Here is a 23,142-nt window from a genome sequence, read left to right as displayed (position 1 = left end):
CACTATGTCGTTAATCAGCATGTCTGGTGCCTGGCTGTCCTTCAGCGATGCGCCGCTTTTAGACAACACCGAAATTCATATCGAAGACCACGAACGCGTTTGCTTGGTGGGGCGCAATGGTGCCGGCAAATCGACGCTGTTGAAAATCCTCAGCAAAGAAATCCCGTTGGATGATGGCCGGGTGATTTACGAGCAGGATCTGATTGTGGCGCGTTTGCAACAGGATCCGCCACGCAATATCGGTGGCAGCGTATTCGATTTTGTGGCAGAAGGTGTTGCGGAGCAGGCGGAGCATCTGAAGGCATATCACGCGATTTCCCACCTGGTGGAAACTGAACCAAACGAGAAAAACCTGGCGCGCATGGCACAGATCATGGAAATCCTTGATCATCAGGGGCTGTGGCAGCTCGACAATCGCATCAGCGAAGTGTTGCGACAGTTGGGCTTGAATGGTGATGCCCAACTGTCCTCGCTTTCAGGCGGCTGGTTGCGTAAAGCGGCGCTGGGCCGCGCGCTGGTCAGCTCGCCGCGCGTGCTGCTGCTCGACGAACCGACCAACCACCTGGATATTGAAACTATCGACTGGCTGGAAGGCTTTCTGAAAGAGTTCCAGGGCAGCATCGTCTTTATCTCTCACGATCGTTCGTTTATCCGCAATATGGCAACGCGCATTGTCGATCTTGACCGTGGCAAACTGGTGTCCTGGCCGGGCAACTATGATTTGTATCTGCTCAGCAAAGCAGAGGCGCTACGGGTAGAGGAGTTACAGAATGCTGAATTTGATCGCAAGCTGGCACAGGAAGAAGTTTGGATCCGTCAAGGCATCAAAGCGCGCCGCACCCGTAACGAAGGCCGCGTGCGTGCCCTGAAAGCACTGCGCAATGAGCGTGCGCAACGCCGTGAGGTGATAGGCACCGCCAAGATGCAGGTGGAAGAGACGGTGCGTTCCGGCAAAATCGTGTTTGAGTTGGAAGACGTCAACTATCAGATCGGGGAAAAAGTCCTGGTGCGCGGTTTCTGCGCTCAAGTGCAGCGTGGCGACAAAATCGCACTGGTGGGGCCGAATGGCTGTGGTAAAACGACGTTACTTAAATTGATGCTCGGTCAACTAAAGGCCAACAGCGGCCGCGTGAACTGTGGCACCAAACTGGAGGTGGCCTATTTTGATCAGCACCGCGCTGATCTTGATACCGAACGTACAGTGATGGATAACCTGGCAGAAGGCAAGCAAGAGGTCATGGTCAACGGCCGCGCCCGCCATGTGCTGGGTTACCTACAGGACTTCCTATTCCACCCGAAACGTGCAATGACGCCGGTGAAGGCGCTGTCTGGCGGTGAGCGTAACCGTCTGTTATTGGCTAAGCTGTTTCTGAAACCAAGCAATCTGCTGATCCTTGATGAACCCACTAACGATCTGGACGTTGAAACACTGGAACTGCTGGAAGAACTGATCGATAGCTATCAAGGCACCGTGCTGCTGGTCAGCCATGATCGCCAATTCGTTGATAATTCGGTGACTGAGTGCTGGATCTTTGAAGGCAATGGGGTGATCAACACTTATGTTGGCGGTTATGACGATGCACATCATCAACGTGCCATGGCTAAGCCGATCCGTACGGCGGTGGTCAGCCAGAGTAAACCGGTTGCGGAAAAGAAAATCGCACAGCCGAAGAAACCGGCCGCCAAGTTGAGTTATAACTTGCTGCGCGAATTGGAACAATTGCCGCAGCGCCTTGAGCAACTGGAAGCGGAAATGGAGGCACTACAGGCACAAATAAGCGATGCTGACTTCTTCACGCGTCCGCATAGCGAAACTCAGCGCGTGTTGACGGCGCTGGCTACCGCCGAACAGACGCTAGAGCAGGCTTTCGTCCGTTGGGAAGCGTTGGAAGCGATGAAAAACGGCTAACTATTGTGAACACCGTCCGCGTTGTGAACGATATCGTTGTAGTGCTAAGCAATATTATTAAGGAGAAATAGGGTGTGTTCCTACGAAAATCACCCGCAGCATAGCCATACGCTACCCGCCGCCGGGCGGCAGGATAACCTGATGTTGTGCCCGCAATGCGACATGCTGGTGGCGCTGCCTCCGTTGGCGTTTGGCACCAGAGCATTATGCCCACGCTGTAAAACGACACTCAGCACTCGCTGGGAGGAACCGCGTAAGCAGCCGATCGGTTATGCCCTCGGCGCATTATTCATGTTGCTGCTGGCGAATATTTTCCCGTTTATCAATATGCGCGTTGCTGGCTTTAGCAACGAAATCAGACTGTTCCAGATCCCACAGGTGTTGGTGGCGGATGATTATGCTAGCTTGGCCACGCTGTTTATGGTGTTGGTGCAGTTGATCCCGGCGTTCTGTATGCTAGCGATTATTCTGCTATGCGCTAAGGTGCGCATGCCGCTGGTGCTAAAAGAGTGGATAGCTAAAATGCTATTCCAATTTAAAATCTGGTGCATGGTGGAAATCTTCCTGGCCGGGGTACTGGTCAGTTTCGTCAAGCTGATGGCCTACGGTGATATCGGCATCGGCAACAGCTTTGTGCCTTATTGTCTGTACTGCCTGCTGCAAGTGCGCGCCTTACAGTGCATCGATCGCCGTTGGCTGTGGCAGGATATAGAACCCGCACCGCATCTGGATCGCTCGTTGAAGGTAGGGCGCACCGGCATGTGCCAGGGTATGCGCTCTTGCCATTGCTGCACGGCGATCCTGCCAGCCGATCAGACTCATTGCCCACGCTGCCACAGCACTGGCTATGTGCGGCGACGCCACAGCCTACAGTGGACGTTGGCGCTGTTACTCACCTCGTTCATCTTGTATATCCCGGCCAATATGTTGCCGATCATGGTGACTGAGGCGTTGGGTAGCAAAATAAACTCAACCATCATGGCCGGGGTGATCCTGCTGTGGGGAGAAGGCTCCTACCCGGTGGCGATGGTCATTTTCGTTGCCAGCATCATGGTACCTTCGCTGAAAATGTTGGCGATCTGTTGGCTGTGCTGGGATGCCAATGGCAAAGGGAAAAAGCGTGCCGACAGCGAACGTATGCATTTGATTTATGACGTTGTCGAATTTGTTGGCCGCTGGTCCATGATCGATGTGTTCGTCATCGCCGTACTTTCAACGCTGGTGCGTATGGGGCAATTGATGAACATTTATCCAGATACCGGAGCGGTACTGTTCGCCCTGGTGGTGATCCTCACCATGTTTGCTGCCATGACGTTCGATCCCCGTCTGACGTGGGATTGCGGAAATGAAACAATAAAAAAGGAGCCGAAAGGTGACGGAAAATAATCATAGCATCGCCGACGTTGAGAAGATAAAACGCTGGTCGCCGGTGTGGATCATTCCTATCGTGACTGCGCTAATCGGTGCCTGGATACTGTTTTACCACTTCAGCCATCAGGGACCGGTGGTGACGCTGGTCACCACCAGGGCAGAAGGGCTGGAGGCAGGTAAAACCAAAATCAAGAGCCGTAGCGTCGATGTCGGTGTGGTGGAAAACGTGTCGTTGAGCGAGGATCTGAGCAAGGTGCGGGTGCAAGCGCGTCTCAACAGCGGCATGGAAAAGCTGCTGCGCCAGGATTCCGCCTTCTGGGTGGTGAAGCCGCAGATTGGCCGTGAAGGTGTTTCTGGCCTGGGTACGCTGCTGTCCGGTGCTTATATCGAATTGCAACCGGGAAATACAGGCAAAGTGGGCCAGGATAACTACCCACTGCTCAATGCCCCGCCATTGGCTTCTCCCGATGCTAAAGGACTACGCATCGTGCTGGATAGCGAAAAATCAGGCCAGATGAATGCTGGCGATCCGGTGCTGTTTCGTGGCTATCGCGTCGGTTCGGTAGAAACCCGCTATTTTGACCCCAACATGCGTGCTATGCGTTATCAACTGTTTATCCCGGCACCTTACGATCAGCTAGTCACCCGCAACGTGCGCTTCTGGAAAGACAGCGGCGTGGCATTTGACATGTCGGCGCAAGGCATGCGCGTAGAAATGGGATCGTTGGCGACGCTGTTTAGCGGTGGTGTCAGCTTTGACGTCCCGGATGGCTGGGATCGCGGCGAACTGGCGAAAGAGAAGGCCGAGTATCAGTTGTTCGATAATCAGCGTAGCATTCAGGATTCGCTGTATACCGTGCATAAAGACTATCTGCTGTTCTTCTCTGATTCGGTTCGCGGCCTGCAACCTGGCGCGCCAGTGGAGTTCCGTGGTATTCGTTTGGGAACAGTCGCACAGGTACCGTTCTATAAAAATGGTATGGTGCAACGCCTGGATAACGACTATCGCATCCCAGTGCTGATCCGCATTGAACCGGATCGTTTCCGGCAACAATTGGGCGACAGCTTCGATTTTGAAAATCATCTAAAAGATGCAGCAAGACGCGGCATGCGTGCTTCCTTGAAATCTGCTAACATGTTGACCGGTTCGTTGTATGTCGATCTGGACTTCTATCCTCAGGAAAAAGCCGAGAAAGACCCGCATGAGTTGTTCGGTTACCCGCTGATGCTGACGACCAGTGGTGGCTTGACGCAGATCCAGCAGAAATTGATGCAGGTGCTGGATAAGATCAATACGATACCCTTGAACCCGATGATCGATGAAGCAACTAAAGCGCTGGCTGAAAGCCAGAAGACAATGAAAACGACCCAGCAAACCATGACGTCGTTAAATGATATTATTGCCAGCAAAGAGATGAAAGTGTTGCCTCAGGACATGCAAAGAACCTTGCAGGAACTGAATCGCAGCATGAAAGGGTTCCAGCCCGGTTCACCGGCCTACAACAAAATGGTTGGTGACATGCAACGTCTTGATCAGGTGCTGCGTGAACTGCAACCGGTGCTGCGCACCCTGAATGAAAAGAGCAACGCGCTGGTATTTGAAGCCGCGAGCAGTCACGATCCTCAGCCGAAGAAGGCCAACAAATAGATGAAATGGATCCCGGTAGCCCTATTACTGTTCCTCAGTGCCTGTAGCAGTACGCCACAGAAAACCTACTATCAGTTACCTGCGCTGGGTGTACCGGCGCAGGTGAGTAGCAGCGGTGTCTCGGCACGTCAGTTATGGCTGGAACACATAAGCGTGGCCGATTATCTGGCACAAAACGGCGTGGTTTACCAGACCAACGATGTGCGGTATGTGATTGCCCAGAACAACCTGTGGGCTAGCTCGCTCGATCAACAGTTGCAACAGACGCTGGTCACCAACCTGAGCAGTGCGCTGCCGGGGTGGGTGGTGTCATCCCAGCCGATGAGCAGCGATCAAGATGTGCTTAACGTCACCATTAACGGCTTTCATGGCCGCTTTGACGGCAAGGCTATTATTCGCGGCGAATGGGTGGTGAACCATCAGGGGCAACTGATCAAACAGCCGTTCAGCCTGGCATTGAAGCAGGGTGAAGACGGCTACGACGCGCTGGTGCGTACTTTGGCACAGGGTTGGCAACAGGAAGCTCAGGCTATTGCTTCACAGGTCAGCGGTTTTTAGTCAATATTGCGATTAAAACGCACAAGGCGGTGTTCCGTCATTAGATCGTGGCACCGCCGCACACTCAAAAGCCGGTAATCAAGGGGAGGGGGCAGGCAGGGCCTATGTACAAGCCCGGAGACGGAGGCTATCCCTAATTCTGTGTAACTGCCAGCGTATTAAAGGTGATCGCTCAGGCGGTCACCGAACTCGATAATAAAACGACTCATCGCCAGCCGCCAGTTCTGGATCGGCATACTCCATTTTTTTGACGCATCCTTGATTGCCAGATAAATCACTTTCCGCACTGAGTCGTCTGTCGGGAACACCTTACGTTTCTTTATCGCCTGTCGGATCACGCTATTTAGCGACTCAATCGCATTCGTGGTGTAGATAGCTTTCCGAATATCAGGCGGGTAGCCGAAGAACGTATTGAGATTTTCCCAGTGCGCACGCCAGCTTTTGCTGATTTGCGGGTATTTATCGTCCCAGACACCCGCGAATGTACCAGCGCCATCAACGCCGCTTCCTCTGTCGGAGCCTGATACACCATTTTCAGCCCGCCGGTGACGGCTTTGTAGTCTTTCCACGCCACGTATTTCAGGCTGTTACGCACCCTATGGATGATGCACAGCTGGATATGTGTCTGCGGATAGACGCTGTTTATCGCATCCGGGAAGCCCTTCAGACCGTCCACGCAGGCAATCAGTATGTCCTGAAGGCCACGATTTTTCAGCTCCGCCAGCACATTCAGCCAGAACTTTGCGCCTTCATTTTCGGCTAGCCACATCCCCAGCAACTCTTTCCGGCCTTCAGTGTTGATACCCAGTGCCAGGAAAACGGCTTTGTTTATTACGCTGCCATTCTGGCGGACTTTTATGACAATACAGTCCAGATAAACAATGGGATACAGCGTATCCAGCTGCCGGTTTTGCCACTCAGCAACCTGCTCTTTTACGGCGTCGGTGACCTTAGATATCAGCGTGGGTGACACATCGGCGTCGTACATCTCTTTGAAGGTGGCGACGATTTCACGCGTGGTCATGCCTTTGGCGTACAGAGATAAAATCTGGCTGTCCATCTGCGTAATACGCGTCTGGTTTTTCTTAATCAACTGCGGTTCGAAGGTATTTTCACGGTCACGCGGCGTGTTCAGTTCGATTTCGCCATCGTCGCAGAGCAGCGTTTTTGACGAGTAGCCATTGCGGGTGTTGGTGCCGGTTTTAGGTGCATTTTTCTCATGCCCGAGATGGTCAGTCAGTTCCGCATTGAGCGCTGTTTCGACGGTTAATTTCGTCAGCATCCGGGAAAACTGATTGAGGTCGGCTTCGGTTTTGAGGCCTTTAGCCAGTTCTGCCGCAAGGGCTCTGAGTTTCTTGTCGTCCATAATTTGCCTGTCTCCGTTGTTGGAGTGAACATATCAAAAACAGGCAATTACACAATTTAAATTACAGGCTCCGCCATGTGCCTGTCAGGCGAACTTTGGTGTTCAATCAGACAATAAACATACCCCTCGCCCTTCCCCGTTTTGAGTGAATAGAGGACGTCGGAATAATAGGCGCGCAGATCTTCTTCGACAAAGTTGCCTGATTCCAGCCGCAAGGTACTCAGATCACAGGTTTGCAGCAGAGCTGGCGGCAGGTGCTGTTGCAAAAAATCGCGGGCCGTTTCCGGGTGAGTCAGAAACTGCTTGAACAGGGCATCATGGGGAGTTGGCGTTGTTTTCATGAAGCTATCGTAGCACGTTCGGCCCCCAGCTCAATATAGCTGCTCTGAGGTTTCACCCGTTCTCCAGGCAGGATGGCGTCAGGATGTTGTTGACGCCATGCTTTTAGTATCCGATAGACGCTGGCCTTGCCCATTTCCAGGTGGGCGGCAACCGCCTCGCGTGTTAATCCGGCCATCGTTAAGTCAATGACCTGTTGCGCTTTGGCCTGGGCTGTTGGTTTTCTTCCTTTATAGGCTCCATTGGCTTTAAGCCCGGGCAATACCTTCCTTTTGCCGTTCCTGACGCAGACGCGTCTCGAACTCGGCAAAGACGCCCAGCATATCCAGAAAAGCTTTGCCGGAGGCGGAGGACGTATCGATGGCCTGTTCCGTTGCCTTGAGTTTGATTTTCTGACCTTCAAGGTCATGCACCAGGTTTTGCAGATCCCGTAAACTTCGTGACAGGCGATCAATGCGTGTGACTACCAATGTATCGCCCTCCCGCAAATAATCCAGGCACTCATCGAATGCCTGGCGCCCTTCTTTCTTTGTCCCGCTGATTTTCTCCGCGAAAATTTTACGGCATCCGGCGTTGGTCAAAACGGCAATCTGGTTAGTCAGATCCTGGTCGGTAGTAGAAACACGTGCATAACCTACGAATTCCATGCCATTAATCTTAATAGATACTAGGATATGCGATTCTTAAGTATTATATCGACTAAATCAAGTCTAGTGAGACCAGGTTTGGCAAAGTTTATCTTGCTATCACAAGGGTACACTCATAAAACACGAAAGGGGACACAATGGGGGATTTTCATTTGCAGTTATTGTGAACAGCCTAAAGAAATTACAACAGCATGCAATTGCGACGATATGTATTTCAAGCTATGCTCCTCAGTAATCGGAATTTCTTGAACTATTTGAAAGCTTATGTTTGGAAAAGAAAAAAGTAATTTGCTGCGCTCAAATCTGGAACATTTACTTAACAGTAAGGGGGAAACACAGGTTTCTATCAGTGAGAGCACGGGGCTTAATCGTACGACAATTTTTAAGATCCTGGATGGTCGGGTCACCTGTGTACAGAAACAGACATTACGGAAAATATCAGATTTTTTCGGTGTTACAATGTATGAACTTCAAAATGTGGATATTGCTACAGTCGAAAAAATCAATGCCAGTATTTCAGTTTATGGAAATATGAATGCAGCTGCCTTACCTATTATACCTTTGACATCATTCATTGAGCAAGTAAATTCTGGGCGCTCAATTGGGGAACTGACGTTATCTTGGCCACTGACTTACTATTATGGGCAAGGCCCGAATTTGATTGCCGTGTTGATAGACAAAAATTTACCTGCCCGCTATCAGAATGGGGATATCATCATCATCCGAAAAGGCGTATATAAAAGTACTAATATGAAGCTTCTCTTTAAGAAGAGTAGTGGATTTTTCATCAATGTGCATATGAATGTAGACGAGCTTGAAACTGAAATTATGATTTTAGGAGATATCCTTGAAGAACGTTATGGGAAATGAACCAGAATATAAACTTTTGGGGTTCGAGCCAAAGACGCATGCAGCGAGAATACTGATATGCACCTCAGGGAAAATATTAAGCATTCATGTTAATGATCTAGAGAGAAGCGAGATCGCTGAAAAACTCTCCTCACGAGAAATAAAAGCTCTGTATCGTCATATTTATATGGACAAGCTGGCTCCAGAGACAGAGTACCAATTGAAGGACAGGAGTGAGCGATCATGGGGAGCCTATGTTGCGTTTGTTCTGGCATTGGCGGTATTTTATCAATTCAGTAATATAGCGGCAATTAAACCTGTTTATATAAGCTACCTTGATATCATTGTAACCCCGGGTACATTTATTTATCCATTTACGTTTCTTATAATCGACCTGCTAAATGAGTTTTACGGTTTTCGCTTAGCAAGAAAAGCTATCCTGTGTTCAGTCATATCAAATATTGTTATCACGCTACTACTTTTTTTTCTATGACATTGCCGGTTATTCCAGAATGGCACTTTAACGTTGCGTATAATGATTTTATGACGCAGTTATATGTTGTATTGCTTGCGTCCACAATGGCTTTTATTACTTCTGAGTTGTCAAACTCATGGATATTGTGTAAAATAAAAGCAATCACACGTTCTCGACACCTTTATTTACGGATCTTTCTGAGTACGTTTGCCGCTTCTATTATCGATAGCTTCGTCTTTTGTTTCCTTGCATTTTATGGAAAAATGGATAATTCTGTTATATTAAAAATAGCTATGATACAGATTATCATTAAGTCTGTATATGCTGTCTTAAATATATTACCCGCTTATTACGCTCGTTTCCTTTACAGAAAACACATCCTCCACCCTGGTGAGGATATGGTCTCTGCATCTTCTTAATACAATGATTTTTTTAGATATTAATTTTACGTTGCAATGCCTGCATGACGTTTTTCCTATTAGAAAGGTATGTTTCCAGTCCTTTTCGGCGCAAATGGCAGGCAGCACATTCACCACACCCAGCCCCTTTAATTCCGTTATAGCAGGTCAGGGTCTCGTCACGTATCAGGGATAATTGTTGCCAGTGATCTGCCAGTGCCCAAGTTTCTGCTTTATTCAACCACATCAACGGTGTTTCAAAACGCACGTCTTTCGCCATACCAAGGACTATGGCGTGGTTAAGCGCTTTGACGAACTCATCACGACAGTCGGGATAGCCTGAGAAGTCGGTTTCACAAACACCAGTGATAACAACGTCTGCTTGTACCTGATAAGCGTAGATAGCAGCAAGAGTCAGAAAGAGGATGTTTCGTCCGGGAACGAACGTATTGGGGATCCCCTCTTCGGTTTGAGTTGGTATGGGAATATTATCGCGGGTGAGGCTGCTGATCGCCAGTTCATTGAGCAGACCAACATCCAGTACCTTATGAGCTGTGGCACCTAGTTTTAAGGCTAGTTCTCGCGCTACGTCGATTTCAGCACGGTGGCGTTGACCGTAATCGAAAGTGATACAATGAATATCATCATAAAAATGTCTCGCATGTATAAGGCAAGTTGTTGAATCTTGACCGCCACTATAGACCACTACAGCTTTCTTCTTTTCCATTGTCATCACCTATCAATTTGATAAACAATATAAATTATCTTCCCGACTTCCTTTCTGGGGACGAGCGCTAAGCTCAATGGGATGTCACATAAAGCTTATCCCTACACAATACGTGAAAGCGTTTGTCCATAACCAGAAGAATGATGCTAATGACGGCCTGGTTATCTGTGAAACTGTATGTCGCCCGGGAATTCATTTTGTATCGGTAAAAGCAACGGAACAATAGGACATAAAAGCGTTATATAATACCCGGTAACTAATGGTTGAGCAGAGAACAACGCTGGCTAACCAAATCCTTTCTCTAGCAGAGTGGGTCCATTGATCGCAGCGGTTTTTGTCAGTGAAGTGGATACCGCACAGTTTTCCAGCGGTAGAGAGTTGTCGGCATGGTGTGGACTGGCCCGCCGATAGCATAGTTCCGGCAGCAAAACACGATTATCCTCTATGACAAAGTATGGAAACCGATGTATACGGACCTTGATTATCCATGGTGCACGGGCAGTAATGCGTTGTGCGAAAAAACGTAATGACAATCTGGCACGATGGGTTAATGCCCTTGAAGCCCGACAGGGATTCCTGGAAGGAACGGTAGCGCTGGCAAACAAACTAACCAGGATTGTCTGGCGGGTAATGACGGATGCGGTTGATTTCAGCGTAAAGAAGGCATTTTCCATGAATTAACAATAGTTACTGAATTAAAATAAGTATTTAACTGAGTTTGCAGCCACTAGTGAGAAAACAGCTACCGTCCCTGTAACAGTTTGGAGTTGACCTGGATAATCATATATCGCCGTAGTGATAAGGAAATAGGGCTCGGATGACATCATGGCACGGGTAACTGAACCCTCTAATGACACCGGATATATCAAAAATCGCATCGAATTAGTACTTGCATCACCCTGGGTGTCCATTACATCACTACATATGAGCTTAAAATTCGTCAGGAAAATAAGGTATGAGTCGGCGAATTACATAGGGACTGGCAGCTTTAAGACTGTAAAAAGCCGGATATAAAGTTGCAATCTCTCTGTCAGAGTCAAAAAAACAATGGAAGCCGTTGCAAACGGGACACGTTCATATAAAAAACCATGAGGAAACCATGTGAGAAAAAAATCACGCGGTTTCGTCATGATATAAACATTTTCATCTTATTAGGACAGTTATTTTATAGTTACTCTGCCTTTTATTAGATATTCCCCAGTATTGACTATGCTTAGATACCGTTCACTACTTTGAAGTCGTTCCCTCTTGTGATAATGTAGTTCTTGCCACCCTGATTTGTCAACACTTGAATACTAAAATGATGCTTTTTTTGAGTTCAAAAAGAATCGGGATGATAATTTATATTGTTTATCAAATTGATAGGTGATGACAATGGAAAAGAAGAAAGCTGTAGTGGTCTATAGTGGCGGTCAAGATTCAACAACTTGCCTTATACATGCGAGACATTTTTATGATGATATTCATTGTATCACTTTCGATTACGGTCAACGCCACCGTGCTGAAATCGACGTAGCGCGAGAACTAGCCTTAAAACTAGGTGCCACAGCTCATAAGGTACTGGATGTTGGTCTGCTCAATGAACTGGCGATCAGCAGCCTCACCCGCGATAATATTCCCATACCAACTCAAACCGAAGAGGGGATCCCCAATACGTTCGTTCCCGGACGAAACATCCTCTTTCTGACTCTTGCTGCTATCTACGCTTATCAGGTACAAGCAGACGTTGTTATCACTGGTGTTTGTGAAACCGACTTCTCAGGCTATCCCGACTGTCGTGATGAGTTCGTCAAAGCGCTTAACCACGCCATAGTCCTTGGTATGGCGAAAGACGTGCGTTTTGAAACACCGTTGATGTGGTTGAATAAAGCAGAAACTTGGGCACTGGCAGATCACTGGCAACAATTATCCCTGATACGTGACGAGACCCTGACCTGCTATAACGGAATTAAAGGGGCTGGGTGTGGTGAATGTGCTGCCTGCCATTTGCGCCGAAAAGGACTGGAAACATACCTTTCTAATAGGAAAAACGTCATGCAGGCATTGCAACGTAAAATTAATATCTAAAAAAATCATTGTATTAAGAAGATGCAGAGACCATATCCTCACCAGGGTGGAGGATGTGTTTTCTGTAAAGGAAACGAGCGTAATAAGCGGGTAATATATTTAAGACAGCATATACAGACTTAATGATAATCTGTATCATAGCTATTTTTAATATAACAGAATTATCCATTTTTCCATAAAATGCAAGGAAACAAAAGACGAAGCTATCGATAATAGAAGCGGCAAACGTACTCAGAAAGATCCGTAAATAAAGGTGTCGAGAACGTGTGATTGCTTTTATTTTACACAATATCCATGAGTTTGACAACTCAGAAGTAATAAAAGCCATTGTGGACGCAAGCAATACAACATATAACTGCGTCATAAAATCATTATACGCAACGTTAAAGTGCCATTCTGGAATAACCGGCAATGTCATAGAAAAAAAAGTAGTAGCGTGATAACAATATTTGATATGACTGAACACAGGATAGCTTTTCTTGCTAAGCGAAAACCGTAAAACTCATTTAGCAGGTCGATTATAAGAAACGTAAATGGATAAATAAATGTACCCGGGGTTACAATGATATCAAGGTAGCTTATATAAACAGGTTTAATTGCCGCTATATTACTGAATTGATAAAATACCGCCAATGCCAGAACAAACGCAACATAGGCTCCCCATGATCGCTCACTCCTGTCCTTCAATTGGTACTCTGTCTCTGGAGCCAGCTTGTCCATATAAATATGACGATACAGAGCTTTTATTTCTCGTGAGGAGAGTTTTTCAGCGATCTCGCTTCTCTCTAGATCATTAACATGAATGCTTAATATTTTCCCTGAGGTGCATATCAGTATTCTCGCTGCATGCGTCTTTGGCTCGAACCCCAAAAGTTTATATTCTGGTTCATTTCCCATAACGTTCTTCAAGGATATCTCCTAAAATCATAATTTCAGTTTCAAGCTCGTCTACATTCATATGCACATTGATGAAAAATCCACTACTCTTCTTAAAGAGAAGCTTCATATTAGTACTTTTATATACGCCTTTTCGGATGATGATGATATCCCCATTCTGATAGCGGGCAGGTAAATTTTTGTCTATCAACACGGCAATCAAATTCGGGCCTTGCCCATAATAGTAAGTCAGTGGCCAAGATAACGTCAGTTCCCCAATTGAGCGCCCAGAATTTACTTGCTCAATGAATGATGTCAAAGGTATAATAGGTAAGGCAGCTGCATTCATATTTCCATAAACTGAAATACTGGCATTGATTTTTTCGACTGTAGCAATATCCACATTTTGAAGTTCATACATTGTAACACCGAAAAAATCTGATATTTTCCGTAATGTCTGTTTCTGTACACAGGTGACCCGACCATCCAGGATCTTAAAAATTGTCGTACGATTAAGCCCCGTGCTCTCACTGATAGAAACCTGTGTTTCCCCCTTACTGTTAAGTAAATGTTCCAGATTTGAGCGCAGCAAATTACTTTTTTCTTTTCCAAACATAAGCTTTCAAATAGTTCAAGAAATTCCGATTACTGAGGAGCATAGCTTGAAATACATATCGTCGCAATTGCATGCTGTTGTAATTTCTTTAGGCTGTTCACAATAACTGCAAATGAAAATCCCCCATTGTGTCCCCTTTCGTGTTTTATGAGTGTACCCAAAAGTCACTAAAAAACCAGCAATGCAACAGAACCATTATCTAACGATGAGGCCCAGTAAAATACCCAGCGCGCTAAAATCAGCATCGCTGAAAGTAGTATTGGCAAATCCAATATGGCCCAACACTGGCAGCAGGAAGACAGGCAGGAAGGTAATCAACAGGCCTTGAGCAAACGCCCCGAGAATGGCCCCACGACGTCCACCGGTAGCATTACCAAAGACCCCAGCTGCGGCACCAACAAAGAAGTGGGGTACCACGCCTGGGATTATTACCGTCATGTTCATCAAATACAACGCGAACATACCAATAAGACCTGCTGCAAAGCTGCTCAGGAAGCCAACCAATACCGCATTGGGTGCGTAAGGGAACACCACCGGGCAATCCAGCGCAGGTTTGGCATTAGGAACTAATTTGTCGGAGATCCCTTTAAATGCTGGCACTATCTCAGCAATAACCATACGTACACCTTGTAAAATGATGTACACACCGGCGGCAAAGGTAATGGATTGCATCAATGAGAACATAAACCAGTTTTTGCCACCGCTGAAGTTTTTTACCACTTCAGAACCAGCAAACAGGCAGGTAACAATGAAAATAATACACATGGTAAAGGAGATAGCGACCGGTGTGTCACGTAAGAACAACAGACTTTTCGGTACGTCCATGTCTTCAGTCGAATGTTCTTTATTACCAAACTTGCTGCCTATAAAACCGGATAATACATAAGACAGGGTAGAGAAGTGGCCAATTGCCACGTCATCAGAACCGGTGACTTTTTTCATATAAGGGTGGGCAATGGCTGGAAAGAACACCATCGCAACCCCAACAACCAACGAACCGACGGTAATCAACGTCACACCACTGATCCCCGCAGTTGCCAGAATAACCGCTACCATCATCGACATAAACAGTGTGTGATGCCCCGTCAGGAAGATAAATTTCCATGGCGTAAAGCGGGCAATCAGAATATTTATCACCATAGCGAAGAACATAATCATCGCCATCTCTTTACCGAAGCTCTTTTGGGCTACTGAAACAATAGCTTCGTTATTCGGTACTACACCCGGAATACCAAATGCATGTTGAAAGATATTGGCAAAATCACCCAAAGATGAGACAACCAGTCCAGCACCGGCTCCTAAAATAACAAAACCCATGATGGTTTTTACTGTGCCTTTAATACATTCAGTCAGCGGTTTTTTCTGGGTAATAAGTCCGATTAAGGCAATCAAACCGACCAGCAATGCCGGTTCGGAAAGAACGTCACTCATTAAAAAGCGAAAAAAATTCATACCAATCTCCGATTATAAAACGCCTAATTCGGTTAATGCCACAGATAAACGTTCTTTCATTGCTTTTTTGTCAACCATGTTATCCAAAGCAACGATTTTACCGTCAACTGCTTGGATAATTAACTGCTCGGCAATATCTTTGGTGCCGATGAAAATATCGCTCGCCGTGCCTTTTGCTGAACCGAGATCGACATGATCTACTTCAGCACTGACAATCAACTATTTCAGAATGTTTTTGATGCTGATTTCCATCATCAGGCTGGTACCTAAACCGTTACCACAAACCACTGTAATTTTCATTTTCTTTCCTCTTAAAATCGTTATCCATACTGAATGCCGTGATTAATAGCGCGCAATAACTGACAGAATATCCTGCGGGTTTTTAGCATTAAGCAAGGCTTGTACATCGTTATCACTATCGAACAATTGAGCGAGTTGAGAAATAGCCTCTATATGGCTATTACTGTCTGTTGCTGCTAACACTATAAGCAGTTTTACCGGGTCGTTACCTTCTGCATTGAAAGTAACGCCATCAGAAATAAGGGTTAATGCCAGTGAGAATTTGTTTACGCCGTCTTCCGGGCGGGCATGTGGCATCGCAATACTGGGGCCAATCACATAATAAGGCCCAATAGCCTCATGGGAGCGATAAATTGCCTCGACATAGCGTGCTTCAATGGAGCCATTATCAATCAGCGGTTGACATGAAATTGTGATGGCCTCACGCCAGTCTTTTGCCTGACTAACAATTTGAATAACGTCTGAAGTTAACAGTGCTTTTAACATGACTTTTATGACTCCCGATAACTGTTAAACGGAGAGTAGCTAGTTATTATTGATATTAATGTGACTGACATTACAATTGATAGCGCTACCTAGCAGGGTTATCAAAGTATGTGATAGCGCTATCATTTATTATGTTATGAGCTTTTGGTTATCTCCCTATAAGATATATACAATACGGTATAGGGTCGGAAACAGTGCTAAATGGCCTGTTTTTAAGTAGATAGAAGCTTTAAGCAAACAGGACAGCAGTATGGAAAAAATGCGTAAGCGTCGTAATACTGGACGAGTCACTCTACAAGAAGTGGCACATTACGCTGGAGTAGGATCGATGACTGTTTCCAGAGCGCTACGAATGCCGGAACAGGTTTCAGATAAGTTACGTGAAAAAATAGAAAAAGCGGTTGAAACTCTTGGTTATATTCCCAACCGAGCTGCGGGTGCGTTAGCTTCAGGGTACAGTAACGTCGTCGTTGTTTTGATCCCGTCATTGATAGATAAAGCCAGTTCTAAATTCATGCAGGCTCTACAGCAGATTCTGAATAAGAATGAGTTTCAGCTATTACTTGGCTGCCACGAATATAATCAGCGTAAAGAAGCGGAAATACTGATGACACTATTGAAAAGCAACCCAGCAGCAGTGGTGATATTCGGCTCACAACTGACGGAAAAAACCTATCAACTCCTTGAGCGGGCGAATATTCCTACGGTCAATGTGGTTGGTTCGTATTTTAAAGGGGCGAAAATGACTCTTGCAGCGGCTTCCTTTGAGTCAGCCTATGAATTGACCCGCTATTTATTAGAGCGGGGCTATCACCATATTGGTTATGTGGGGGCTTATAGGGATAACCGATTACAGCACCAGCAGCTGAATGGATGGCATAAAGCGATGTTAGATCATTACAAAAATGCTGACCAGATTGTCACGACACCGGATATGGCCAGCTTACAGTTTGGCCGTTATGCACTAACGGAAATATTGCTGCGCCTCCCTGAATTAGACGCAGTGATATGCAGCCATGAAGATATTGCGCTTGGCGTGTTGTTTGAGTGTCAGCAGCGGCTATTGAAAATTCCAGGTGACATTGCGGTTGCCTGCCTTGATGGCTCAGATAGCTGTGATCAAACCCACCCAACGCTGACCTCAATGCGTATTGATTATAAAAAAATGGGAAGAGAGACCGGTAAAATGCTAATAGAGTTGCTCAATAATGACGAAGACGGCAGGGAGGATGGGATCATTAACCAAACGTTCAGCTATAAATTCGAGCGTCGGCAGAGTACCTGAAGAACGTTAGCAGATTCTGTTGCATTAAGAGGCAATCAGGTGACATGCTGTTTTTTTGCGATGTTATCTGACCATGTCTCTGATGAGATGTATTAGCTCTTGGTGCGGCTATCATATGGATACTATTTTATTTTGTAGATCTTTACTGGTTTCATCCATTATTGAAAGGTGCAGTAACAAAGGGTTTATCCCTTGAACAAGAAATAGCCGTTGATTTAGTTAACATCGATCTAACCAAAACAATTGGAGATAGCAGCTCTAAAGATTTTTTATTTTTTAAAGGACTACATAGCGAGGGCAAAGCTAATATATTTTATTTAGGAATCTTATTTGTTATAATAATTTTCTTTCTCTGCATGCTTTTAAATAATGTTCCAGCCAAAAAAAACCAACTTGAAATGTTAAAAACAGAAGCACAGTGCAAAAGAAAATTTTGACGGATATAGGCCCAATGGGAGCGAACGCGCAATTTCACGACATTTGCTGATATCCGAAACTGACCGGTTTCGGACACTTATTATAACACCTGTACAAAACCTAGTGAAATTAGTTTCGTACAGGTGTTATAATTCGAACATCCATTTCGTACAGACAATTACGCTATGTCACGAGTTTTTGCTTACTGCCGGGTCTCCACTCTGGAACAGACCACAGAAAACCAGCGTCGTGAAATTGAAGCGGCGGGTTTTGCCATCAGACCCCAGAGGCTAATTGAGGAACAAATCAGCGGTTCATTGCACGCCAGCGAACGGCCAGGTTTTGCCCGGTTACTTGATCGCATGGAAAATGGCGATGTGCTGATAGTGACCAAACTTGACCGCCTGGGCCGCGACGCCATGGACGTGCGGAAGACTGTTGAGCAGCTGGCTGCGGCCGATATTCGCGTGCACTGCCTCGCCCTGTGCGGGGTAGACCTTACCAGCGCGGCCGGAAAGATGACCATGCAGGTTATTTCGGCTGTCGCTGAGTTTGAGAAGGACTTGCTGATTGAGCGTACACATTCCGGTCTGGCAAGAGCCAGAGCAGCCGGAAAACGATTTGGCAGACCGCCCGCGCTGAGCCAGGAACAGCAGAAGACCGCAATCGAATACCTCAAATCGGGTGCTAGTGTCAGCGCGGTGGCGCGCGAATTCAGAACCTCACGACAAACGATTATGCGTCTGCGTGACAACGCCGTAAGCCATGAACGACAAGTCTAGATATGAGGGTCGAAGCCCCCAGGAACGCTCATGCGAAACAACAGGCAAAGTGATGGTTTCATGGTCAGCAAACCGCTGCCATCAAATGTCATATCGTCTGATGAATAACACAAATCGGTCAATATGACCTCCGATACACACTTACGAAAATTTCAACGGAAAAAAACTGAGGTTCCTGCGTAAAATCCTGAACTAGATCCCTCAATTAACAGGAAAGAAGCAGCCCCCCCTGTAAAAGATGCAGCTTTCACTTTTCATAAAACTGAAGTCCGGTTTTCCAGATAAAGAAACTTACTACGTCGACTAATTTTGAATCGGCTTCTGCATAGGTAGCAGCACTGTGTCCTCCCCGGCGGTAAGCTAATACCAGCACATCTTGTGGCGTGTTTATCGCCTGTAAACGGGCGGCGAATTTAGCTGTTTGCCAGGGAGATACTCGCTGATCCTGCAGGCCAACTGTTAACAGGACGGGAGGATAATTTTTCCCTAGTTTAAGATGCCGGTAAGCATCTATTTTCAATAAACTCTGCATGCCTGACGGTGTCAACGGTGAACCCAGTTCTTCATAGTTCATCACCCCTATAGGAATTTTATCCAGTCGACTCGTGTTGAGCATCCCAACATCTATAGCCACAGCGGAGAACAGTTCCGGGCGACGGGTGAGAGCCATACCCATGATTATTCCCCCTGCGCTCTCGCCGCTGATCGCAAGTTTCGACGGCGAGGTGTAATGATTATCGATAAGGAACTCAGCACAATGAATAAAATCTGTTATGGAATTCTCTTTTTTATTTTCTTTTCCTCCTTCATGCCATGCTGGCCCCAGCTCACCGCCTCCACGTACATGCGCGATCGCGAGGATGCCATCCTGTTCAAGCCAGAGCAAACGGGACAGATCGAATTCAGGAAACGAACTGACGCCATAAGCGCCGTAAGCTGTCAACCAGGTGGGATTCGTCCCCGTGCGCTTAATCCCTTTTCGGTAAATTAAAGTTAGCGGGACGCGAATATTATCCTTTGTAGTCACCCATTTTTCTTCAGTCATATAGTCTGTCAGCGGCTGGTTTATCGGCTGTATAAGCTTCGTATCCAGGATAGAGTTAGTCTCAGGGAGATATTGATAAATAACGGGGGGGTTAATCCAGCCCTGTCGGGTGAAGAGAATATGCTGACTGTCACTGCTGGCGAATACAGCACTCACATTTTCATCTGAAGGGACAGGAATTGACTGAGGTTGTTTTATGTCAGCAAACGAGATACGCATGAATTTACTGTTGCCGGCCTCATGATAGACCACATAGAGGGAATCAGGGCTGATGCTTAGCTGCGTTAGCTCCCCATTGGACCAACTCATCACTGGTTCCCCGGGGGATGCTGGTGAGTCCAGATCAACCCGAGAGATATTATAACCGGATGAGGAATTATAACTCGCCAGATAAATCCATCGACTGGAATAGACAAAGGCAGAGACATTTTTATCAGCATCAACGATTTTTTTCCAGGTAAGGCTGCCATGGTCTCCCGCGCATTTTTTTGCGAAGAAAAGATATCCCCCATAACCGCTGATTGATTTTGAAATATTAACAATCAGGTATTCAGAATCAGGAGAGGCGTATAGATTAGCGTTTTCACATGATTTTTGTGCGAGCTCCGGAATAGCATGCCAGTCAAATGTCATAACATCCCTGTGGCTCTCTAAATGATGAAGGTAGACCTTGCCACAGGTTTGACGGCCTGAATCCTGATTGGTGGCATTCTGGCTGTAATAAAACGACTGATTATCCGCAGCCCAGACAACATTAGGGTAGCGAACGGCGGGGATATGGTCGTCTATTACGACGTTATCAGCAACCCGGATAACTCTGATATCAGTGCTTTCAATTCCGTTTTTTGATAACCCAAACGCCACGGAGCGACCATCATGGGAAGGGGTAAAAAAGTTAATCCTGTAACCAACAGGAGGATCGATTATCACACGTTCAGGCATTCCTTTTTGCTTCACATACAGTCGCAGATAAGGATGTTCAGGGGTTGAGCGCAGATAAAAACGATTTTCTCCCGCATCATAAATATCAGAAATAGTGGGAGCCGTACTGACTAACTGATTTAACCTTTTCGCCAGCGAGTTTCTCCAGGGAAGGGCATGAAGCATGTTAACTGCCAGGTCTGAACGTTCGCTTAACCAACGTGCAGTATGTTGTGGCTGGGTTTCCATCCAGCTATAAGAGTCCATGTTATCCTCATAGCTCTTTTCGTTAGCATGAGCAAAAATGAGACAGCCGGGCAGGGTAAGGGAAACCAATAATACCGGCTTACCGAAGAGTTTTATTATTTGTATCAGACGATCTTTCATTTCGGCCAGAGTCCATCATGTGATTCTGTCAGCGGCGTTAGTCGAACCACACGTTCAGCGGATGCGATAGTTGATTTTCTGTGAGCAATGATAATTCTCGTGATGTTTAACTTTTTGATGGCTTTATTGACATAATTCTCACTCTCCTCGTCCAGCGCGCTGGTCGCTTCATCCATAAATAAAATTCCGGGTTTACGATACAGCGCACGCGCAATAAAGATTCGTTGTTTCTGTCCCCCCGATAATCCCTCACCGAGTTCACCAATTAAGGTATCGTATCCCATCGGCATGTTTACGATCACATCATGGATATAGCTGGCTCGGGCGCATACTTCCATCCAGTCGTTATCAGATTTATCATCGAACCCACAAAGATTTTCTCTTATTGAACCAGAAAATAACTTGTCATCCTGCATAACGCAGCCGATGATTTTACGATAGTTATTTAAACCCAGTTGTTGAATGTCATAACCGTCGATCATGACAGACCCCGCTCCTGGTTCAAATAACCAACAAAGGACCCTCATAAGCGTTGTTTTCCCCACTCCTGATGGCCCCGTAATCGCCACACTTTCTCCAGCGGAAACCCGAAAAGAGAGTCCACGAAAAACATCAGAGGAATGGTCATCATAACGATAGCTCAGCGCACAGGCTTCCAGCGCAACGGGTTGCATGGTATTTATTATTTCACTGTCAGGCTTTTTCGTTTCCCTTTTGTTCAGCGCAATATCGGATACACGTTCGTTATGAAGGTGCATCATACGCAACCTCATCAGAAAATTGGTGAGTGACCAGATTCTGTCGGCAAATTGTTCCCTGAAAACACCGAAAGCGATGAACATCCCAATCGTCATCGCGTTTTCCATGACGAGTTTTGAACCTAGCCATAGCATGGCTATCTGTTCGCAGGCAATGATAAAGGAGTTTACACCACCAAAAAGCAGATCCATTTTTGTGATTTTTATTTCAGTGTTGATCGTGTCAATTTCAAGATTTAGCCAGTGGGCAGCACGTCGTTCACTTAACCCTTGCATTTTAACAGTCGCGATACCATACAACGTTTCCATGAAATAAGATCGGGTGCGAGCATCTCTGATGAGGGTTTCTTCCGATAATTCACGATAGGTACTGTAGGTGAGAAGTCTGGTCAGGATATATAACGCGGTAAAGCCGATAACAACCCCCGTAAGCCAGCCGCCATAAAGTACCATCATCACGATGACACAAATCACCATCGTTCCATCGATGAGTGCCCCAACAATACTACTGGTAAAGGTTTCCCGAAGCGTATTCAGCGACCCAAAACGAGACTGAATATCATCCAACTTGCGCCGCTCAAAATAGCTCAGAGGTAGCCTAAGTAAATGAGTAAAGAGCCCTGACTGCCATTGAACATTGATAAGCGTCGTCATCACCAGTGAGGACCATGAACGCAATGCACTCAACGCCACGCGTAGTAAAGTAAAGAGAAAAAGGCCAATACAAATCAGTGTTAATAATCCCACATCTGCGGCGGGAATAGCATGATCCATAGTGAGTTGAGTACCTACGGGTATAAGCAGGTTGATAGTTTCGATGATGAGAGAATAGAAAAATATAATGAACTATGGTCATTCATAACACAGATTACCAGAAACAGCCATCGGTAGAAAAATCGCATCGAATCCTGGCATCAGCTTCGCTCAGCGATCGCACGGGTCAGTGGCAAAAAAGAGATGACGGGTCAGAACGATATTGAGCTGGAAATCAGCAATCAGGGCGGGCGGCTGCTCAACATCATTATTATTTATTATAACTCAGCCCTGCTGTCGCATTTGTCGCCGTTAGGTTGGGAGCACATCATTTTGATAGGCGATTATCATATCGGTTAATACATACTTTATGGAAGTAAAACCTAATACCGAACCGGGGTAGGGGAAAGCCACCGGCCCATGGAATGCCCCACCCAACACAACATATAGTATGTCTATCAGCGATGACCGATACAACATATAGCGTTATCCACAGAAGCGGGGGATAAGTGACGAGGCTGGGGGGCGGTTCGGTAAACTGCGGGTTTTACCGAACTCAGTTACAAAAGTGCTGGAGTTACGCCTGTCGGTTGGGTTGAAGCTTGGTCATACCGTATTGGGTTGACTTATTCGTCAATAGTAGGCTATTATAGGTGCAAGTACACCCGCCACGCCTAGTCTCACTCAGATGCGCATTATGGCGGGTTTTT

15 protein-coding genes and 9 pseudogenes are annotated in these 23,142 nt (G+C 46.4%); 13 read left to right on the top strand and 11 right to left on the bottom strand.

Translation table 11 applies throughout. The features are described from left to right. Positions 1 to 4: 4 nt before the first annotated feature. The 4 genes from SYMBAF_RS08140 to pqiC all read left to right on the top strand — a co-directional run bounded on the left by SYMBAF_RS08140 (position 5) and on the right by pqiC (position 5,486). A complete protein-coding gene (locus SYMBAF_RS08140; protein ID WP_040265078.1) occupies positions 5 to 1,909 on the top strand; it encodes an ABC transporter ATP-binding protein in 1,905 nt (634 codons plus the stop codon). Positions 1,910 to 2,050: 141 nt separating this feature from the next. After that, entirely contained in the window at positions 2,051 to 3,295 is a 1,245-nt protein-coding gene (pqiA, locus tag SYMBAF_RS08135) for a membrane integrity-associated transporter subunit PqiA (protein WP_082026926.1), read from the top strand. Continuing rightward, positions 3,282 to 4,928 (top strand): intermembrane transport protein PqiB, encoded by a 1,647-nt coding sequence (gene pqiB, locus SYMBAF_RS08130; protein WP_040265080.1) that lies wholly within the window; start codon positions 3,282 to 3,284, stop codon positions 4,926 to 4,928. Before pqiA ends, pqiB begins: the two co-directional genes overlap by 14 nt. Then, positions 4,929 to 5,486 carry a membrane integrity-associated transporter subunit PqiC gene (gene pqiC, locus SYMBAF_RS08125; RefSeq protein WP_040265081.1) on the top strand — a complete coding sequence of 186 codons (558 nt, stop codon included), beginning with the start codon at positions 4,929 to 4,931 and terminating at the stop codon, positions 5,484 to 5,486. It begins immediately after the preceding gene. A gap of 158 nt (positions 5,487 to 5,644) precedes the next feature. Here pqiC and SYMBAF_RS08120 read toward each other — a convergent pair. From SYMBAF_RS08120 to SYMBAF_RS18100, 3 pseudogenes are all read right to left on the bottom strand, one after another. After that, positions 5,645 to 6,852, bottom strand: a pseudogene (locus SYMBAF_RS08120) (IS256 family transposase). Between the two features lie 71 nt (positions 6,853 to 6,923). After that, positions 6,924 to 7,193, bottom strand: a pseudogene (locus SYMBAF_RS08115) (Rpn family recombination-promoting nuclease/putative transposase); the annotation flags it as partial. After that, a pseudogene (locus SYMBAF_RS18100) lies at positions 7,190 to 7,838 on the bottom strand (recombinase family protein). The pseudogenes SYMBAF_RS08115 and SYMBAF_RS18100, both read right to left, overlap by 4 nt. Positions 7,839 to 8,102: 264 nt before the next feature. On the opposite strand from SYMBAF_RS18100, the gene SYMBAF_RS08105 reads away from it, so the two are divergent. Further along, on the top strand, positions 8,103 to 8,708 hold the full coding sequence (locus tag SYMBAF_RS08105; RefSeq protein ID WP_040265083.1) for a helix-turn-helix domain-containing protein: 606 nt from the start codon (positions 8,103 to 8,105) through the stop codon (positions 8,706 to 8,708). Then, a pseudogene (locus tag SYMBAF_RS18405) lies at positions 8,698 to 9,581 on the top strand (queuosine precursor transporter). The gene SYMBAF_RS08105 and the pseudogene SYMBAF_RS18405 overlap by 11 nt, the downstream one beginning before the upstream one ends. A 13-nt stretch (positions 9,582 to 9,594) precedes the next feature. On the opposite strand, the gene queC (SYMBAF_RS08095) reads toward SYMBAF_RS18405, so the two are convergent. Continuing rightward, entirely contained in the window at positions 9,595 to 10,287 is a 693-nt protein-coding gene (gene queC / locus SYMBAF_RS08095; RefSeq protein WP_040265084.1) for a 7-cyano-7-deazaguanine synthase QueC, read from the bottom strand. Between the two features lie 309 nt (positions 10,288 to 10,596). Here queC (SYMBAF_RS08095) and SYMBAF_RS17690 point away from each other — a divergent pair. From SYMBAF_RS17690 to queC (SYMBAF_RS08085), 3 genes and pseudogenes are all read left to right on the top strand, one after another. Continuing rightward, positions 10,597 to 10,749: pseudogene (locus tag SYMBAF_RS17690) on the top strand (transposase); the annotation flags it as partial. 42 nt (positions 10,750 to 10,791) lie between these two features. Continuing rightward, positions 10,792 to 10,968: a hypothetical protein gene (locus SYMBAF_RS17685; protein WP_237162980.1), complete on the top strand. Its 177-nt coding sequence runs from the start codon at positions 10,792 to 10,794 to the stop codon at positions 10,966 to 10,968. 693 nt (positions 10,969 to 11,661) lie between these two features. Further along, positions 11,662 to 12,354 carry a 7-cyano-7-deazaguanine synthase QueC gene (gene queC, locus SYMBAF_RS08085; protein ID WP_040265084.1) on the top strand — a complete coding sequence of 231 codons (693 nt, stop codon included), beginning with the start codon at positions 11,662 to 11,664 and terminating at the stop codon, positions 12,352 to 12,354. A gap of 13 nt (positions 12,355 to 12,367) precedes the next feature. Here the strand turns inward: queC (SYMBAF_RS08085) and SYMBAF_RS08080 are convergent. The 5 genes and pseudogenes from SYMBAF_RS08080 to SYMBAF_RS08060 all read right to left on the bottom strand — a co-directional run bounded on the left by SYMBAF_RS08080 (position 12,368) and on the right by SYMBAF_RS08060 (position 16,084). Then, positions 12,368 to 13,074, bottom strand: a pseudogene (locus tag SYMBAF_RS08080) (queuosine precursor transporter). A 166-nt stretch (positions 13,075 to 13,240) separates the two neighbouring features. After that, positions 13,241 to 13,846, bottom strand: a complete 606-nt coding sequence (locus SYMBAF_RS08075; protein ID WP_040265083.1) for a helix-turn-helix domain-containing protein — start codon at positions 13,844 to 13,846, stop codon at positions 13,241 to 13,243. A 195-nt stretch (positions 13,847 to 14,041) separates the two neighbouring features. Next, positions 14,042 to 15,298 (bottom strand): PTS ascorbate transporter subunit IIC, encoded by a 1,257-nt coding sequence (locus SYMBAF_RS08070; RefSeq protein WP_040265085.1) that lies wholly within the window; start codon positions 15,296 to 15,298, stop codon positions 14,042 to 14,044. 12 nt (positions 15,299 to 15,310) lie between these two features. Continuing rightward, a pseudogene (locus SYMBAF_RS08065) lies at positions 15,311 to 15,598 on the bottom strand (PTS sugar transporter subunit IIB). 42 nt (positions 15,599 to 15,640) lie between these two features. After that, positions 15,641 to 16,084 carry a PTS sugar transporter subunit IIA gene (locus SYMBAF_RS08060; RefSeq protein WP_040265086.1) on the bottom strand — a complete coding sequence of 148 codons (444 nt, stop codon included), beginning with the start codon at positions 16,082 to 16,084 and terminating at the stop codon, positions 15,641 to 15,643. Between the two features lie 250 nt (positions 16,085 to 16,334). Between SYMBAF_RS08060 and SYMBAF_RS08055 the strand changes: the two genes are divergently transcribed. From SYMBAF_RS08055 to SYMBAF_RS08045, 3 genes are all read left to right on the top strand, one after another. Further along, complete coding sequence (locus tag SYMBAF_RS08055; protein WP_040265087.1) at positions 16,335 to 17,369, top strand: LacI family DNA-binding transcriptional regulator; 1,035 nt, start codon at positions 16,335 to 16,337, stop codon at positions 17,367 to 17,369. 161 nt (positions 17,370 to 17,530) lie between these two features. Beyond that, a complete protein-coding gene (locus SYMBAF_RS08050; protein WP_052447741.1) occupies positions 17,531 to 17,806 on the top strand; it encodes a hypothetical protein in 276 nt (91 codons plus the stop codon). A gap of 165 nt (positions 17,807 to 17,971) precedes the next feature. Further along, the gene (locus SYMBAF_RS08045) at positions 17,972 to 18,568 is read left to right on the top strand and encodes a recombinase family protein (protein ID WP_040265088.1); all 597 of its coding nucleotides are present in this window, start codon (positions 17,972 to 17,974) and stop codon (positions 18,566 to 18,568) included. Positions 18,569 to 18,815: 247 nt separating this feature from the next. Here the strand turns inward: SYMBAF_RS08045 and SYMBAF_RS08040 are convergent, their stop codons facing one another. Both SYMBAF_RS08040 and SYMBAF_RS08035 read right to left on the bottom strand, forming a co-directional pair. After that, positions 18,816 to 20,921, bottom strand: a complete 2,106-nt coding sequence (locus tag SYMBAF_RS08040; RefSeq protein WP_052447742.1) for a prolyl oligopeptidase family serine peptidase — start codon at positions 20,919 to 20,921, stop codon at positions 18,816 to 18,818. Further along, positions 20,918 to 22,519, bottom strand: a pseudogene (locus tag SYMBAF_RS08035) (peptidase domain-containing ABC transporter); the annotation flags it as partial. The pseudogene SYMBAF_RS08035 and the gene SYMBAF_RS08040, both read right to left, overlap by 4 nt. A 24-nt stretch (positions 22,520 to 22,543) precedes the next feature. On the opposite strand from SYMBAF_RS08035, the pseudogene SYMBAF_RS08030 reads away from it, so the two are divergent. After that, positions 22,544 to 22,792: pseudogene (locus SYMBAF_RS08030) on the top strand (Tn3 family transposase); the annotation flags it as partial. Positions 22,793 to 23,142: the final 350 nt, after the last annotated feature.

Source organism: Serratia symbiotica, from assembly GCF_000821185.2.
Taxonomy (GTDB): domain Bacteria; phylum Pseudomonadota; class Gammaproteobacteria; order Enterobacterales; family Enterobacteriaceae; genus Serratia; species Serratia symbiotica.
Note: the sequence above shows the minus strand (reverse complement) of the source record. Positions and strands in the feature narration are given on the sequence as shown.

What these genes read in the sequence shown, in the direction of transcription:
- SYMBAF_RS08140 (WP_040265078.1), top strand. Translation starts at nt 5, where the DNA reads ATGTCGTTAATCAGCATGTCTGGTGCCTGGCTGTCCTTCAGCGATGCG.
- pqiA (WP_082026926.1), top strand. Translation starts at nt 2,051, where the DNA reads ATGTTGTGCCCGCAATGCGACATGCTGGTGGCGCTGCCTCCGTTGGCG.
- pqiC (WP_040265081.1), top strand. Translation starts at nt 4,929, where the DNA reads ATGAAATGGATCCCGGTAGCCCTATTACTGTTCCTCAGTGCCTGTAGC.
- SYMBAF_RS08105 (WP_040265083.1), top strand. Translation starts at nt 8,103, where the DNA reads ATGTTTGGAAAAGAAAAAAGTAATTTGCTGCGCTCAAATCTGGAACAT.
- queC (WP_040265084.1), bottom strand. Translation starts at nt 10,287, where the DNA reads ATGGAAAAGAAGAAAGCTGTAGTGGTCTATAGTGGCGGTCAAGATTCA.
- SYMBAF_RS17685 (WP_237162980.1), top strand. Translation starts at nt 10,792, where the DNA reads ATGCGTTGTGCGAAAAAACGTAATGACAATCTGGCACGATGGGTTAAT.
- queC (WP_040265084.1), top strand. Translation starts at nt 11,662, where the DNA reads ATGGAAAAGAAGAAAGCTGTAGTGGTCTATAGTGGCGGTCAAGATTCA.
- SYMBAF_RS08075 (WP_040265083.1), bottom strand. Translation starts at nt 13,846, where the DNA reads ATGTTTGGAAAAGAAAAAAGTAATTTGCTGCGCTCAAATCTGGAACAT.
- SYMBAF_RS08070 (WP_040265085.1), bottom strand. Translation starts at nt 15,298, where the DNA reads ATGAATTTTTTTCGCTTTTTAATGAGTGACGTTCTTTCCGAACCGGCA.
- SYMBAF_RS08060 (WP_040265086.1), bottom strand. Translation starts at nt 16,084, where the DNA reads ATGTTAAAAGCACTGTTAACTTCAGACGTTATTCAAATTGTTAGTCAG.
- SYMBAF_RS08055 (WP_040265087.1), top strand. Translation starts at nt 16,335, where the DNA reads ATGGAAAAAATGCGTAAGCGTCGTAATACTGGACGAGTCACTCTACAA.
- SYMBAF_RS08045 (WP_040265088.1), top strand. Translation starts at nt 17,972, where the DNA reads ATGTCACGAGTTTTTGCTTACTGCCGGGTCTCCACTCTGGAACAGACC.
- SYMBAF_RS08040 (WP_052447742.1), bottom strand. Translation starts at nt 20,921, where the DNA reads ATGAAAGATCGTCTGATACAAATAATAAAACTCTTCGGTAAGCCGGTA.